Origin of the sequence: Algibacter sp. AS12 (assembly GCF_046736315.1) — a bacterium.
GTDB lineage: Bacteria > Bacteroidota > Bacteroidia > Flavobacteriales > Flavobacteriaceae > Algibacter_B > Algibacter_B amylolyticus.
Genome location: NZ_CP151841.1, coordinates 569408 through 584298, shown reverse-complemented (window position 1 = coordinate 584298; position 14891 = coordinate 569408). Strand labels below are relative to the sequence as shown.

Here is a 14891-nt window from a genome sequence, read left to right as displayed (position 1 = left end):
AACGAATCGTAAATGACTAAGAAAAGTATCGTTTCATTACTAGTAGCTATAAGTTTTGGTTTTCAAGTAAAAGCTCAGCAATCAGCAACATATACAAGTAATTTAGTCGATTATCAAAAAGCATTATCGCTTTACAATAATCAACAATATAATGCCGCTCAATCCTTGTTTAGTACGGTTAAAAAAACAACAACTGAAGATGTTTTAAAATCCGATTGCGCCTATTATATTGCTAATTGTGCTGTACGTTTAAACCAACAAAACGCTGATCAATTAATCGAGAATTTTGTAGAAGACTATCCTACAAGCACAAAAAAGAATACCGCCTACGTAGATGTAGCCGATTATTACTTCGAAAACTCCAAATATTCATATGCCAGAAAATGGTATAATAAGGTTGATGAACAAGCTTTAAGCGGAAAAGAACGCGAAAAATTCTACTTTAATAATGGGTATACAGCCTTTACAACTAAGCAATATAAAGATGCTAGAAAGTATTTAAGTAAAGTTGAAAACTCCCAAGAATTTGGCTCTCAAGCTAAATATTATATTGGTTTTATGGCTTATGAAGGTGACGATTATGATAGAGCCAACGAGTATTTCGAGCAAGTAAGCGACCAAGAACAATACAAGGAAAAGCTATCTTACTATCAAGCCGATTTAAACTTTAAATTAGGAAAATTTGACGAAGCTATTAAATTAGCTAAAGACCGGTTAGAAACTAGTGATGCTAACGAAGTTTCAGAGTTATCTAAAATTATAGGAGAAAGCTATTTCAATATAGAAAAATACGCCGAGGCTATTCCGTATTTAACAGAATACAAAGGTAAAAAAGGGAAGTGGAGTAACACCGATTTTTATCAATTAGGTTATGCGTATTATAAGCAAAAGGATTACGAAAATGCTATTTCAGAGTTCAATAAAATCGTAGGAGGGAACAATGCAATTGCTCAAAATGCCTATTATCATTTAGCTGAAAGTTATGTGAACCTAAACAAAAAGCAAGAAGCTTTAAATGCCTTTAGAAATGCATCGCAAATGAATTTCGATTTAAAAATTCAAGAGGATGCTTGGTTAAATTACGCTAAAATTAGTTACGAAATTGGTAATCCTTATCAATCGGCACCTCAAGTATTAGCAGGCTATTTAGAAAAATATCCAGATAGTAGTTATAAGGATGAAATAGAAACGCTTTTAATCGACTCGTACATTACATCAAAAAACTACAAAGAAGCTTTAGCCTTATTAGAAAGTAAAAAAAGTTTCGAAAATAAAGTAGCATATCAAAAAGTAGCTTTTTATAGAGGTTTAGAGTTATATAACGAGGGTGATTATCAAGAAGCGGAAGCACTTTTTGATGCGTCTTTAAAGGAATCTCAAGATCAAAAATACACCGCAAGAGCAACATTTTGGAAAGCCGAAGCCGATTATAATTTAACAAACTACGACGATGCTTTAATTGGATTCAAACAATTTCAGCAGCAGGCCCAGGCATCAGAAACTCCCGAGTTTGAAAATCTAGATTATAATCTCGCTTACACTTATTTCAAATTAAAAGCTTACGATAAGTCCACAGAGTACTTCAATACTTTCATCTCTAATAAGAGAGAAGATAAATTAAGGTTGAATGATGCCTATTTACGTTTAGGGGATGGTTATTTTGTGTCTAGCCAATACCAAAGTGCTATTTCTGCCTACGAAAATGCTATTAAATTAAATAAAATTGATTCAGATTACCCGGCATTTCAAAAAGCCATTAGTATCGGGTATGCGGGGCAAACATCGGCTAAAATTAAAGCCTTACAACAATTTATTTCAGATTATCCTAAATCAAAATTAAGTGACGATGCGCTTTACGATTTAGGGAATTCTTATATAAAAGATAATAATACGGCTAAAGGAATGGCGGCTTATAATCAGTTAGCAAGCGAGTACAGAATGAGCTCTTTTGTGCCAAAAGCATTGCTTCGTCAAGGTTTAGTGTATTATAATGGCGCCGAAAATGAAAATGCTTTAACCAAATTTAAAAAAGTAGCTGGAGACTATCCAGGAACGCCAGAAGCAGTTCAAGCAGTATCCACAGCACGTTTAATTTATATCGATTTAGGTCGTGTAGATGATTATGCCAATTGGGTAAAGCAGTTAGATTATGTCGAGGTTACCGATGCCGATTTGGATAACGCGACCTACGAAGCTGCCGAAAAGCAATATTTAGATAACAATACCGATAAAGCTATAAAACAGTTTAATGGATATTTAAATCAATTTCCTAATGGTTTACACGCTTTGCAATCGCATTTTTATGTGGCGCAATTGTATTACAAAAAGGATTTATTAGAAAACGCTGCACCGCATTATAAATATGTTGCAGATACTAGTCGTAACGAATTTACAGAACAAGCTTTAACGCGTTTATCGCAATTTTATCTGGAAAGTAAAAGCTGGAATAAAGCCATTCCTATTTTAAGCCGTTTGGAAAATGAAGCTAACTACCCGCAAAATATTGTATTCGCGCAATCAAATTTAATGAAGGCCAATTATCAATTAGAAAATTACGACAATGCTGTGGCTTACGCCGAAAAAGTATTGGCAAGTTCCACTATAGATAATAAAATTAAGGGAGATGCCCATATTATTATAGCACGTTCGGCTATTAAAACGGGTAATGAAGCTAAAGCAAAAACAGCCTATGCAAATGTAGAGGGTGTTGCTACTGGCGAAACAGCTGCCGAAGCCTTGTATTACAATGCTTATTTTAAAACTAAGGAAGGGAAACACGAGGCTTCAAATACTACGGTACAAAAATTAGCTAAAGATTATTCGGGGTATAAATATTATAGCGCCAAAGGCTTAGTGCTTATGGCTAAAAATTACTATGCTTTAAACGATGCTTTTCAGGCCACTTATATTCTAGAAAGTGTTATTCAAAACTTCTCAGAATTCGACGATGTGGTTTCAGAGGCAAAAACCGAATTAAGCAAAATCAAGAAGGAAGAAGCAAAAACAAATTCATCAATTTTACCAGAAGATTAATTTTAATAAGAAGTTAACATGTTATGCTTAAAACTACCTAAGCATGTCATCAATCGTAAATCAAAAAAAATCTATACGTATGCGTAAGCAAATTAAATATATATTAACCGTTGTTCTTTTTTTAAGTATCACTTTTGGGTTTGCTCAAAGAACTGAAAACGATACCATAAATACAGGTGTAATAGATGTTGTTAAACCCTATGTGCCAACAATTTCAGATGCGTTTAAGGTAAAGGAAGTGCCGTCTCTAGACGATGAAACTACCCAAACAAAAAAGGATATTAAGTACAATATATTTTCGTTCCCTGTGGCCTCTACATTTACGCCGGCAAAAGGTAAAGCGGCCGTTGTAGAAAAACGTGCACCAACAAAATTATACGACAATTATGCTACTTTGGGCGTGGGGAGTTATACCACTATTTTGGGCGAGGTGTATTTAAATCAAGCACTAAGTCGCAACGAAAATATTGGCGGTTATGTAAGTCATCACTCTTCTGCAACAGGAATAGAGGATGTGGAATTCGATAATAATTTCTCCGATTCAAAAATTAACATCAATTACTCAAGTCAGTTAAGAGATTTATCATGGAAAGCCGAGGCTGGTTTCCAACATCAATTATACAATTGGTATGGTGTACCTCAATCACATATCGCTCAAGCTAAATCCGATAATATGGACGGAGGCCATTCATTTTTTAATGCGCATTTTGGAGGCGATGTCACCTTCGAAGATACATACATTAACTCTGGAAGTACCTTTTTTAGACGCTTTTCAGACAACCAAGGCTCTGGCGAAAACAGATTTACAGCCAAAGCAAAAGTAGATGTGCCCATACGAGATATCGAAATATCTACCGATTTTAAAATAGACTATCTAGGTGGTGCTTTCGATACAAATTATGATGGCACAAACGCCATCGACTATGGTAACTTTCAAGTGGGCTTAACACCAACTTACCAATTAAAGCAAGACGATTTAACCGTTAATATAGGGGTATCTTTAAACTATTTAAACGACAAAGCCTCTGGCGATAATAACCTTTATTTTTATCCAAATGTTTCGGCAACCTACCGCGTAGTTAACGATGTTGTAATTGCTTATGCAGGCGTAAAAGGAGATTTAATTATTAATTCGTATTACGGTTTTGCAAGCCAAAATCCATTTGTATCACCAACATTAGCAATCGCACCAACCGATCGGTTATACAATGCATACATTGGTTTAAAAGGGAAGCTTTCTAGCAATATGAGTTATAATGTAAGCGGTCGTTATGTGTCCGATAGGAATAGGGCCTTGTATAGAAACAACGACATTACAGCAACAAATCAAGAGTACACCTACGGAAACTCCTTTGGTATTGTATACGATAACATCGATACCTTTGGTGTAGCTGGTGAAATTAACGTCGATGTAAACCGTAATTTCAAATTAGGTTTAAAAGCAGAATATTTCTCTTATACCACCGATAACCAAGACGAAGCTTGGAATTTGCCAGACATAAAAAGCTCACTATTTATCGATTATCAGATAGACGAAAATTGGTTTGCAGGAGCAAATCTATATTACACAGGAGAGCGTAAGGACCAATATTTTGTAAACGATGGAATAACTAATAGCGAGCCTTTAACTGTAACTTTAGATAGTTTTTTCGATGCCAACGCACACGTGGGTTATCATATTAACGAGCAACTTTCGGTATTTGCAAAGGCCAATAATATGGCAAATAACGCCTACCAAAAATGGCAGAATTTCCCGGTACAAAGCATTCAGTTTTTAGCAGGAGCTACTTATAAGTTTGATTTTTAAATTCCTGCGAAGGGAGGAATCTCATGAATGAAAACTAAAATCATCATAAATTTAATAATAAATACTTGGGCGTTACCTGTTGCTCATACCTACAAGATTTTTAAAACCTTGTAGGATCGCAAAAGGTCAGGCTTTCCGTTGCAAGTCCTCGCACCTCCTATGTCGGGCTGTGGGCTTTCCACTGCAATCCTTAACGCGGGCTTGCACCAAGGTCATTAAGCTCAAGCAATCTTATAGTAAAAACAGTAGCTAAAATTTAACTAGTTTTGTAGTGTTATTAAAAACATCAGGTTATTAAAAATTTAGTCGTCATAGCGTTGTTTCTATCCATAAATGCATTCTCTCAAAATTTAGAATGCGGACAAAGTATAGATAGTGTTAAAAGCACATTAGCCGGCCAATGGAAATTAAAAGCCCTCAATACTAACAAAACCTACAGGTTTTGGTTTAACCAAGACGCGGGTTTTGTAGAGGTTCTAGAAGAATTAAACTTACCACCAAAAGCAGAACACACAGAAATAGGACGACTAGTTAAAAACGATCAAGCTGCGGTAAACATAAAACTAATAGAAGGTGTATTTTTTATAGAAATGGTATATCCTTTCGGTACTGTGTCAGAGCAAATAGTTAAGCTAAATAAAAACACCTTTGTTTATGGCCAAGGCACAACAGCGCATTACTTTGTAAAAGATGTTAACTAAGCCGTAATTCTAGCCAAATAATCAAAATGCTCACCTTCTAATACCAATTCGCATTTAAGATCTAGAGTTTCGCAAGCCAGTTTTAAGGTTTCAAAATCTAAATATAACCATTTCATAGGTGCTTCTTCTTCGCCCTTATAACTCAAAAAATAGTCCAATTCACCGTAGTAACCGGAATTCATATCCATCCAATAGCCACCATCTTCGTCTTCGTACATGTATTTAATATCCGAAGAGTCAATTAAAATTTGTCCGTTAGTATTTAATAGACTTTTTAAATGCGCTAAGTATTTAGATACCTGAGTTAATTCTTGAAAAATACCGGTACCATTCATTAAAAGTAAAATGGTATCAAACCCGTTCTGTTCGTTTAAAAGCGGTAAGACTTCCGCATTTAAAACACCACGTTGTTTAGCAACTTCAATGGCACCTTTCGATACATCGATAGCTTTAACCTTAAAGCCTTTTTTCTGTAAGTATAAGCTATGAATTCCAGAGCCACAACCTACATCTAAAACCAATCCTTTGCTAAGTTTTAAAGCTTTTTGCTCTAATGCAGGCATGTCTTTAAAGTCTCTAAATAAATACGGAAGTGGCAAAACATCTTCTTCAGAAATATTAGTTGAAGTCATAATGTCTTCAGTATAATTCCCGTTTTGGTAATCTAATAATGCACTCCCGAAAAGGTCTTTCATCAATATCGCTATTTTATCATTCCCTCGAAGGAGGGAATCTTTTATTAATTTCTTTAAATAAGGCTAATCTCATTTCATTTCCGCGAAAGCGAAATAATGATAAAAAACACTATTTTTGCGCCATGCAAGACATTATTAACAATCTTCCAAAGCTGGCCAAAGATAAACATAACGAGAATAAAAAATTCTTTACCAAGCTAAAAAAGAAGGCGCCTAAAAATTTAGACTATATCATGCAAGATTTGCATGATGAGGAATTTACACGTACCGATTGTTTAGCCTGTGCAAACTGTTGTAAAACTACTGGTCCACTTTTTACAGATAAAGATGTAGATAGAATTGCTAGGTATTTTAAAATGAAAACGCAGCAATTTATTAGCCAGTTTTTACGTGTCGATGAGGATAATGATTATGTTTTGCAAACGGTGCCTTGTACCTTTTTAGGCGCCGATAATTACTGTTCTATTTACGATGTACGCCCTAAAGCATGTAGAGAATTTCCACACACCGATAGAAAAAAGTTTCAGCAAATATCTAATCTCACTTTAAAGAATGTGGCCGTTTGTCCTGCAGCTTTTAATATAGTAGAAGAAATGAAGAAAAGAATAAAGTAGTATATTTAGAAAAAAAAATAAATATTTGGAAGCTATTTTAAACTATTTCGAAACCATTCCAACCCACCACAGAGCATTAATTATTATTGGAGGTTTAACTCTTTTTTGGATTTTAGAAGGTGTTATTCCTTTAATAGGATTTAAATATAAAAAATGGAAACATGCTGTTCCTAATATATTTTTCACCTTAACCACTATTCTTGTTAATTTACCTTTAGCCTTTTTATTTTTAAAATCGTCAGATTGGGTTATGGCTAATAATTTTGGTATTCTAAATTGGTTACCAGAAATACCTGTTTGGTTATATGGTATTCTTGGGGTGTTTTTAATAGATTGCATTGGTGCTTATTTACCGCATTTAATAGAGCATAAAGTAAAACCACTATGGATGGTACATTTGGTGCATCATTCCGATCATAATGTAGATACTACAACAGCCAATAGACACCATCCTCTGGAAAGTGTTATTCGGTATGTGTTTACACTAGCCGGAATTTTTATAGTGGGTACACCAATTGGTTTGGTGTTATTATATCAGTCATTGTCAGTAGTGGCAACGCAGTTTAATCATGCTAATATTCAACTGCCAAAAAAGGTAGATAAATTACTTAGCTACGTTATTGTTTCCCCAGATATGCATAAAGTGCATCATCATTATAAAATGCCGTACACAGATTCTAACTACGGAAATATTTTTTCGGTTTGGGATAGACTTTTTGGAACCTATAAAGAGTTAGATACCGATAAGATTATTTATGGGATTGATGTTTTTCCAAACGAAAAGCAAAACGGAACCATTACCCATTTATTAAAACAACCTTTTTTAAAATATCAAAAATCGGAAGACGTTAAGCAGTAGGTTTTTATTAGTCATTTTCAATATCGCTAATATGTTCTTCCCAAGCTTTTGCAGAAATTTGAATTTCTACAATTAAAAGGGAAAGTGAAGCAATAAGTAGTAATAACGCTAAGCCAAAAATCCAAACAGCGATGGTGTTTTGTTGTATGTAAATTAAAAACATAGTTAATACACAAAACAATAAACTGGTAATGCCTAAAATTTGCATGTATCTAGTAAGGTATAATCTGTGTTTAATATTCCTAATTTGTTTGTAAAAACGCTTATCATGATTTTTTTGATACTTATCATACAAATCTCTTATAGCTGCTGTGTAGGCAATAAACCTGTTGGTATAGGCTAACATGATTAAGGAAATTGCCGAAAATAAAAGAGCAGGTGTAGTGAGCGTTAATTGTTCCATGGCGTATCATCTTTTAATTATGCTAAATTATAAATAACCAATTTGAATTTGGTATATTTAAATCGGTATTTTATCTTTCAGTATGCGAGAAGACTTTCTACACTACATTTGGAAACATAAAAAAATTCAAATTAATAATTTAAAAACTACGGCTGGCGAGCCTGTTGTAGTGACTTCTGTAGGCCGACATAATTTTAATTCGGGATCAGATTTTTTTAATGCTAAACTTAAAATAGGAGAGCAGCTCTGGGCTGGTAATGTTGAGATTCACATAAAAGCATCAGATTGGTTTTTGCATAACCATGAGCAAGATCCGGCTTACGATAATGTTATTCTGCACGTGGTTTGGGAAGATGATACCGAAGTATTTAGAAACAATAATACCCCCATACCCACACTTGTTTTAAAAGATGTTATAGATGAAGCTTTATTAAATAATTATAAAAGACTGTTTGCTAAAGATAATAAATGGATTAACTGCGAAAATGATTTTGGTTCTACTGATGATTTTGTATTAAATAATTGGCTAGAACGTTTGTATTTTGAACGCTTAGAACGAAAATCTGAAACCATCGAATCTCTACTACAAGCATCAAATAACGATTGGGAGGCCGTACTATTTAAAATGCTAACTAAAAACTTTGGGTTAAAAGTTAACGGCGACTCCTTTTTTAGTTTAGCCCAATCTATAGATTTCTCTATTGTTAGAAAAACGCAATCCAACCATCAAGCTTTAGAGGCTTTGTTATTTGGGCAAGCAGGATTATTAAACCAAGATGTTGAAAACGCATACTATTCGTTACTAGAAAAAGAGTATGAGTTTTTAAAAGTAAAATTCAAGCTGATTAATTCTAATGTGTTGCCCATTCAGTTTTTTAGATTACGCCCACCAAACTTTCCAACTATAAGGCTGTCGCAATTGGCAAGTTTGTACGCTACACATCAAAATTTGTTTTCTAAACTTATCGAAGGAAATGCATTAGAGGATTTTTATAAACTTTTTAAAGTGTCTACCTCAGAGTTTTGGAAAACCCATTATACCTTTCAAAAGGAATCTAAAGCGTCAACGAAAACGCTGTCAAAGTCCTTTATAGATTTATTACTTATAAATACTATTCTACCTATTAAATTTAGTTACGCTAAACAAAAAGGTCAAGAAGTAGATTCCGAAATTTTAGAAATAGCATCACTATTAGCTTCAGAAAAAAATAGTATTGTAAATGCGTTTAATGCTTTAAAAAAAGTGTCCAAATCATCTATTGATTCTCAAGCCTTAATTCAACTAAAAACTGAGTATTGCAATAAGCATAAATGTTTACAATGTGCCATAGGAAATGCACTTATTAATGACTAAATTGTAATATTGTTTTAGGAATATATAAAAACTACCCTTTCATTTTTAGGCGAATTACTAAAATGGCGCGATATAATTTAAGATTTCGATTTTAATACCAAAACTAGAACAATTTCCGGTATAAACTTTTAAACTAAAAAAGTTAGTATTAAATTGCAGCATGAACAATATCTATAAACCATTATTGTTTTTTCAGAAACATGGCTACTACGTTTGCCAACGTATTGCCGATCGTTTTGGTATTCGAGCCAAAGTGGTTAGAACATCATTTATGTATATAACTTTCGTAACCGTAGGTTTTGGTTTTGCCTTATATATGTTTTTAGCCTTTTGGATGCGTATTAAGGATTTAGTATATACTAAACGTTCATCGGTTTTTGATTTATGAATCCACTAATTAAGTTTTTTAGAACAAAAATTTACACAGCCGTTTTTCTACTGGTTGTTATTATGCTTATTGGTGTTTTTGGTTATGTAATGATTTCTGGCTATTCGCTAGTCGATGCATTTTACATGACCGTTATAACCATGACAACCGTAGGTTTTGGCGAGGTGGTTCCTTTAGATGATCAATCAAAGATTTTTACAATATTCTTAATTTTGGCTAGTGTAGTTATAGTGGGTTACGCTTTATCTGTAATTACCGAATACATTTTAAGTAAAAATGATGTAGTAGAATTAAAACAGAAGAAGATGCAAAAAAAGATGGATGGTTTTAAAAATCACATTGTTATTTGTGGTTACGGTAGAAACGGTAGGCAGGCAGCCGTAAAACTTAAGGCTCACGATAAAGAGTTTATTGTTATTGAAAAAGATAAAGAGTTGGAGGAGCGTTTACAGCTCGACGATGTACCTTATGTAATTGGAAATGCTAATGAAGATGAAGTACTTGTTATGGCAGGAGTAGATAGAGCATCTTGTTTTATATCTGCGCTTCCAAACGATGCCGATAACTTATTTGTGGTGCTTTCTACACGACAGTTAAATAGTAATATAAACATTATTAGTCGTGCTTCAAACGAGTCGTCTTACAATAAACTAAAATTTGCTGGTGCTAATAATGTGATATTACCAGACAAAATTGGTGGCGACCATATGGCATCTTTAGTAGTGGTTCCTGGTTTAATGGAATTTATCGATAACCTATCTATTGTAGGAAAGTCGGGGATTAACATAGAGGAAATTGCTGTAGAGAAGTTTTATGATTCTAATAAGCCAAGAACAATAAAAGATTTAGATCTTAGAAGAAAAACAGGCTGTACCGTTATTGGTTATAAAGATGAGAATGGTGAATATGTAGTTAATCCTGAGGCAGATATGGCATTAGCGCGTAACTCTAAAGTAATTGTTCTAGGGCGCCCAGAACAGATTGAAGCGCTTAATAATGAATACGATATCGATTAGTGTATTTGCTTTTTTAACAACCATTGTTTTAAAAAATCAATTTTTTTTAGCATCTTGCTTATCTTTAATAAGAATCTTTCAATAAAAAATTAACTAACAACTACCTTATGAAGAAATATCTTCTTTCAATATTAACATTAATAATTCCAATTTTAACTTTTGCCCAAGAAGAAGAATTAGGTCTTGATGAAAAAATAGACCAAGCTTTTGCTCCAGTAGCACAATTTTTTACAGATGTCATTTTCTTTCCTATATATCAAGACGATGTATATACCATTCCTTTTGTTTTAGTCCTTTTAGTAGGAAGTGCTTTATTCTTCACAATTTATTTTGGATTTCCTAACATTAGATATTTCTGGACTGCTATTAGTACAGTAAGAGGAAAATATGAAGATATAGAAAAGCATGGTGCTAAAGAACTTTACGGGGAAGGCGGTATTGCTCAAGGTCAAGATTTATCGAATGTCGATATAGAAGAGCATTTAATAAGTGTTGAAGATGATTTAGCGGTAGACGGAGATATAGTAGATACTATTCGTGATGAAAGTTCAGAAGGTGAAGTATCGCATTTTCAGGCCTTAGCAACAGCTGTTTCTGGTACTGTTGGTAATGGTAATATTGCAGGTGTCGCCTTAGCTATTGCCCTTGGTGGTCCTGGAGCTACATTTTGGATGATAGTTTGTGGATTACTAGGAATGTCAACAAAATTTGTAGAGTGTACCTTAGGTGTGCAATATAGAGATGTTGGCGAAGACGGAACCGTTTACGGTGGTCCAATGTATTACATAAGCAAAGGACTTAAAGCAAAAGGCTTTAAAACTATAGGGAAAATTGCAGCAGGTATTTTTGCAATATTCTGTATTGGTGGTTCTTTTGGTGGTGGTAATGCAGCACAATCTAATCAAGCAACAATTGTAATTAAAGAATTATTCAACTGGCAAAGTACCGCTGCAGGAGCTATTGTAGGGCTTGTATTGGCTGTTTTAGTCGGTGTAATAATTATAGGTGGTATTAAACGTATCGCTCAGGTAACAGAAAAAGTAGTGCCTTTTATGGCTATTATGTATATTGTAGCATGTATATATATCATTCTAAGTAATTTTACTTTAATTGATGATGCTGTTAGCCTAATTATTAAAGAAGCTTTCAACCCTACAGCATTTGGAGTTGGTTCTTTAATAGGTGTTTTATTAGTAGGATTTCAACGTGCTGCCTTTTCTAACGAGGCTGGTGCAGGTTCGGCATCTATTGCGCATTCCGCAGTAAGAACTAAGTATTCTGCTTCCGAAGGTTTAGTGGCTTTATTAGAGCCTTTTATCGATACGGTGGTAATTTGTACTATGACGGCTTTAGTTATCGTTATTTTTAATCTAGGCGGTTTCTTCGAGTACGGAGGTGATGGTTCTGGAGCTATTTACATTGATGGTTTACCTTATGAAGGAGCCGGAATAACATCTCAAGCTTTTGCGCAATATATACCGTATTCTAATGTATTCTTAACTATTGCTGTAGTGTTGTTTGCAGTATCAACTATGATCTCGTGGTCGTATTACGGATTACAATCTTGGAAATTCTTATTCGGCAGAGGTAAAGTAGCAGATTTAGTTTATAAAATATTATTCTTAACATTTGTAGTAATTGGGGCAGCAGCAAGTATGAACTCTATTTGGTCATTCTCTGATGCAATGATATTTGCTATGATTTTCCCAAATATGGTTGGATTGTTCTTATTATTCCCAGTGGTTAAAAAACAATTAAAACGTTACTTAGATGCTATCAACCTTAAAAAGGAAGCGATAGATTCGTAGTTAAATATTAAAATTAAAATATATGAAATCCCATTTTACGTTTTCTAAAAAACAACGAAATGGGATTTTTTTATTGCTTATTCTTATAGTAATATGCCAATGCGCTTATTTTTTTATTAGTTTTCAATCAGACGATATTGAAGTTAATAAATTAGAATTAGCAAATTTCATCAAAGAAATAGATTCGCTAAAACAAGTTGAGTTAGAAGCTAAGAAACCCAAAATATACCCATTCAATCCTAATTATATAACAGATTTTAAAGGCGCTTCATTAGGTATGAGTAGCCAGGAAATAGATAGGCTATTGGCGTTCAGAAAACAAAACAAATGGATTAACTCTACCAAGCAGTTTCAAGAGGTTACAAAAGTTTCAGATTCATTATTAACTACTTTAGCGCCTTTTTTTAAATTCCCAGAATGGATTACCAATCCTAAGCCAAAATATAACGCCAGCACTAACACTTCAAATAGTTATAGTAATAAACCAAAAACCTATTCACAAAAACAAGATTTAAATTCGGCAACAGCCCAACAACTTCAAAAAGTAAATGGAGTAGGTAAGGTGTTTTCAGATCGTATTATTAAATATCGAAATAAATCTGTTGGCGGTTTTATTGCCGATATTCAACTTCATGATGTTTATGGATTAACGCCAGAAGTTATTCAAAACATAACTAACCAGTTTACAGTAAAAACACCAAAAGCAATTAAAAAACTCAAAATAAATATTGCCACGGTAGATGAGTTGGTAACCATTCCGCATATAGATTATGATGTAGCCCACAATATTATTGAGCAGCGTATATTAATGGAAGGGTTTAATTCTATAAATCAATTAAAAAAAGTAAAAGACTTCCCTATAAATAAAATCAAGATAATTGAATTATATTTGCACTTCGAAAAAGAAAAATAAATGAATAGCATGTACTTCAGCGAAGAACACAATCTTTTTAGAAAAAGCCTTCAAGATTTTTTACAAAAAGAAGTGGTTCCGCATATCGAAAAATGGGAGCAAACAGGTATAATCGACAGATTTATCTGGAAGAAATTTGGCGATATGGGTTTTTTTGGTATTAATTATCCAGAAGCCTACGGAGGCATGAATTTAGATTTATTCTACACTGTTATTCTACTCGAAGAACTTCAAAAAATAAACTCGGGCGGTTTTGCCGCAGCAATTTGGGCACATGTTTATTTAGCCATGACGCATTTAAATGCCGAAGGTGATGAGGCCGTCAAACAAAAGTATTTAGCGCCAAGTATTGCAGGAGATAAAATAGGCTGTCTGTGTATAACCGAACCCTTTGGTGGAAGCGATGTAGCAGGAATGCGCACAACAGCAGTAAAGCAAGGCGATCATTACGTAATTAATGGCTCAAAAACATTTATTACCAACGGTGTTTTAAGCGATTATTTAATAGTAGCAGCCAAAACAACACCAGAACTAGGTAATAAAGGAATAAGTATATTTGTACTAGATCGCGATATGGCAGGAGTATCTGCTACAAAACTAGATAAACTAGGTTGGCGCGCATCAGATACCGGCGAAATAGCTTTCGATAATGTAAAAGTACCTATCCAAAACCTTATGGGCGAAGCGGATAAAGGCTTTTCATACATCATGCAGCACTTCTCTTTAGAACGTTTAATAATGGGAATAAATGCCCATGCACGTGCAGAATTTGCGCTAGAGTACGCACTAAAATACATGAGCGAACGCCAAGCATTTGGTAGAACTATCGATAAATTTCAAGCCTTACGCCACAGCATCGCAGATTTATATTCAGATCTAGAGGTAAACAAAATCTTTAACTACACCATAGCCGCAAGGTTAAACAATGGCGAGTACGTTGTAAAAGAGGCTACAATGTCTAAATTAAAATCAACCAAAATGGCCGACGAGGTTATTTACCAATGCCTGCAATTTTTAGGCGGTTACGGTTACATGGAAGAATATCCAATGGCAAGACTCCTGCGCGATAGTAGGCTAGGGCCAATAGGTGGCGGAACTTCCGAGATACTGCGCGAAATTTTAGCTAAAATTATAATTGATAAAAAAGAGTATAAGCCAGCAACATAATTGTAGTCACTTCTAGTAACTTAAATGGTTTATCCAAATGGTATCGAGAAGTTGGGCGTTACCCGAAAAGGGTCGGGCTTTCCGTTGCAATCTTTTTAAAGCTTAAAGCTTGGAGTTAGCAAAGTGACTATCT

General features: G+C 34.1%; 13 protein-coding genes. 11 read left to right on the top strand and 2 right to left on the bottom strand.

What is annotated here, in order from left to right:
* Positions 1-12: 12 nt before the first annotated feature.
* The 3 genes from AAFN75_RS02440 (at position 13) to AAFN75_RS02430 (ending at position 5541) form a co-directional block, all read left to right on the top strand.
* The gene (locus tag AAFN75_RS02440) at positions 13-3033 is read left to right on the top strand and encodes a tetratricopeptide repeat protein (RefSeq protein WP_411808071.1); all 3021 of its coding nucleotides are present in this window, start codon (positions 13-15) and stop codon (positions 3031-3033) included.
* Positions 3034-3076: 43 nt separating this feature from the next.
* On the top strand, positions 3077-4840 hold the full coding sequence (locus AAFN75_RS02435) for a TonB-dependent receptor (protein ID WP_411808070.1): 1764 nt from the start codon (positions 3077-3079) through the stop codon (positions 4838-4840).
* A 317-nt stretch (positions 4841-5157) separates the two neighbouring features.
* On the top strand, positions 5158-5541 hold the full coding sequence (locus tag AAFN75_RS02430) for a hypothetical protein (protein ID WP_411808069.1): 384 nt from the start codon (positions 5158-5160) through the stop codon (positions 5539-5541).
* Here the strand turns inward: AAFN75_RS02430 and AAFN75_RS02425 are convergent.
* Positions 5538-6236: a class I SAM-dependent methyltransferase gene (locus tag AAFN75_RS02425; RefSeq protein ID WP_411808068.1), complete on the bottom strand. Its 699-nt coding sequence runs from the start codon at positions 6234-6236 to the stop codon at positions 5538-5540. The two genes, AAFN75_RS02430 and AAFN75_RS02425, sit on opposite strands and share 4 nt — an antisense overlap.
* A 122-nt stretch (positions 6237-6358) precedes the next feature.
* Between AAFN75_RS02425 and AAFN75_RS02420 the strand changes: the two genes are divergently transcribed.
* Positions 6359-6850: a YkgJ family cysteine cluster protein gene (locus AAFN75_RS02420; RefSeq protein WP_411808067.1), complete on the top strand. Its 492-nt coding sequence runs from the start codon at positions 6359-6361 to the stop codon at positions 6848-6850.
* A gap of 25 nt (positions 6851-6875) precedes the next feature.
* Positions 6876-7709 (top strand): sterol desaturase family protein, encoded by an 834-nt coding sequence (locus AAFN75_RS02415; protein ID WP_411808066.1) that lies wholly within the window; start codon positions 6876-6878, stop codon positions 7707-7709.
* A gap of 7 nt (positions 7710-7716) precedes the next feature.
* Here the strand turns inward: AAFN75_RS02415 and AAFN75_RS02410 are convergent, their stop codons facing one another.
* Positions 7717-8112, bottom strand: coding sequence for a DUF2721 domain-containing protein (locus AAFN75_RS02410; RefSeq protein ID WP_092851640.1), 396 nt, complete (start codon positions 8110-8112; stop codon positions 7717-7719).
* Positions 8113-8194: 82 nt separating this feature from the next.
* Here AAFN75_RS02410 and AAFN75_RS02405 point away from each other — a divergent pair, with 82 nt between their 5' ends.
* From AAFN75_RS02405 to AAFN75_RS02380, 6 genes are all read left to right on the top strand, one after another.
* A complete protein-coding gene (locus AAFN75_RS02405) occupies positions 8195-9466 on the top strand; it encodes a DUF2851 family protein (RefSeq protein ID WP_411808065.1) in 1272 nt (423 codons plus the stop codon).
* A gap of 160 nt (positions 9467-9626) precedes the next feature.
* A complete protein-coding gene (locus AAFN75_RS02400; RefSeq protein ID WP_348452284.1) occupies positions 9627-9854 on the top strand; it encodes a PspC domain-containing protein in 228 nt (75 codons plus the stop codon).
* Complete coding sequence (locus AAFN75_RS02395; RefSeq protein WP_411808064.1) at positions 9851-10870, top strand: potassium channel family protein; 1020 nt, start codon at positions 9851-9853, stop codon at positions 10868-10870. Before AAFN75_RS02400 ends, AAFN75_RS02395 begins: the two co-directional genes overlap by 4 nt.
* Positions 10871-10977: 107 nt before the next feature.
* Positions 10978-12678, top strand: coding sequence for an alanine/glycine:cation symporter family protein (locus AAFN75_RS02390; RefSeq protein WP_411808063.1), 1701 nt, complete (start codon positions 10978-10980; stop codon positions 12676-12678).
* Positions 12679-12700: 22 nt separating this feature from the next.
* Positions 12701-13591: a ComEA family DNA-binding protein gene (locus AAFN75_RS02385; protein ID WP_411808062.1), complete on the top strand. Its 891-nt coding sequence runs from the start codon at positions 12701-12703 to the stop codon at positions 13589-13591.
* Positions 13592-14758 carry an acyl-CoA dehydrogenase family protein gene (locus AAFN75_RS02380; RefSeq protein WP_411808061.1) on the top strand — a complete coding sequence of 389 codons (1167 nt, stop codon included), beginning with the start codon at positions 13592-13594 and terminating at the stop codon, positions 14756-14758.
* Positions 14759-14891 lie beyond the last annotated feature (133 nt).

Coding starts and splice junctions, on each gene's coding strand:
- AAFN75_RS02425 (WP_411808068.1), bottom strand. CDS start 6,236: ATGAAAGACCTTTTCGGGAGTGCATTATTAGATTACCAAAACGGGAAT.
- AAFN75_RS02400 (WP_348452284.1), top strand. CDS start 9,627: ATGAACAATATCTATAAACCATTATTGTTTTTTCAGAAACATGGCTAC.
- AAFN75_RS02405 (WP_411808065.1), top strand. CDS start 8,195: ATGCGAGAAGACTTTCTACACTACATTTGGAAACATAAAAAAATTCAA.
- AAFN75_RS02435 (WP_411808070.1), top strand. CDS start 3,077: ATGTCATCAATCGTAAATCAAAAAAAATCTATACGTATGCGTAAGCAA.
- AAFN75_RS02410 (WP_092851640.1), bottom strand. CDS start 8,112: ATGGAACAATTAACGCTCACTACACCTGCTCTTTTATTTTCGGCAATT.
- AAFN75_RS02440 (WP_411808071.1), top strand. CDS start 13: ATGACTAAGAAAAGTATCGTTTCATTACTAGTAGCTATAAGTTTTGGT.
- AAFN75_RS02380 (WP_411808061.1), top strand. CDS start 13,592: ATGAATAGCATGTACTTCAGCGAAGAACACAATCTTTTTAGAAAAAGC.
- AAFN75_RS02385 (WP_411808062.1), top strand. CDS start 12,701: ATGAAATCCCATTTTACGTTTTCTAAAAAACAACGAAATGGGATTTTT.
- AAFN75_RS02390 (WP_411808063.1), top strand. CDS start 10,978: ATGAAGAAATATCTTCTTTCAATATTAACATTAATAATTCCAATTTTA.
- AAFN75_RS02420 (WP_411808067.1), top strand. CDS start 6,359: ATGCAAGACATTATTAACAATCTTCCAAAGCTGGCCAAAGATAAACAT.
- AAFN75_RS02395 (WP_411808064.1), top strand. CDS start 9,851: ATGAATCCACTAATTAAGTTTTTTAGAACAAAAATTTACACAGCCGTT.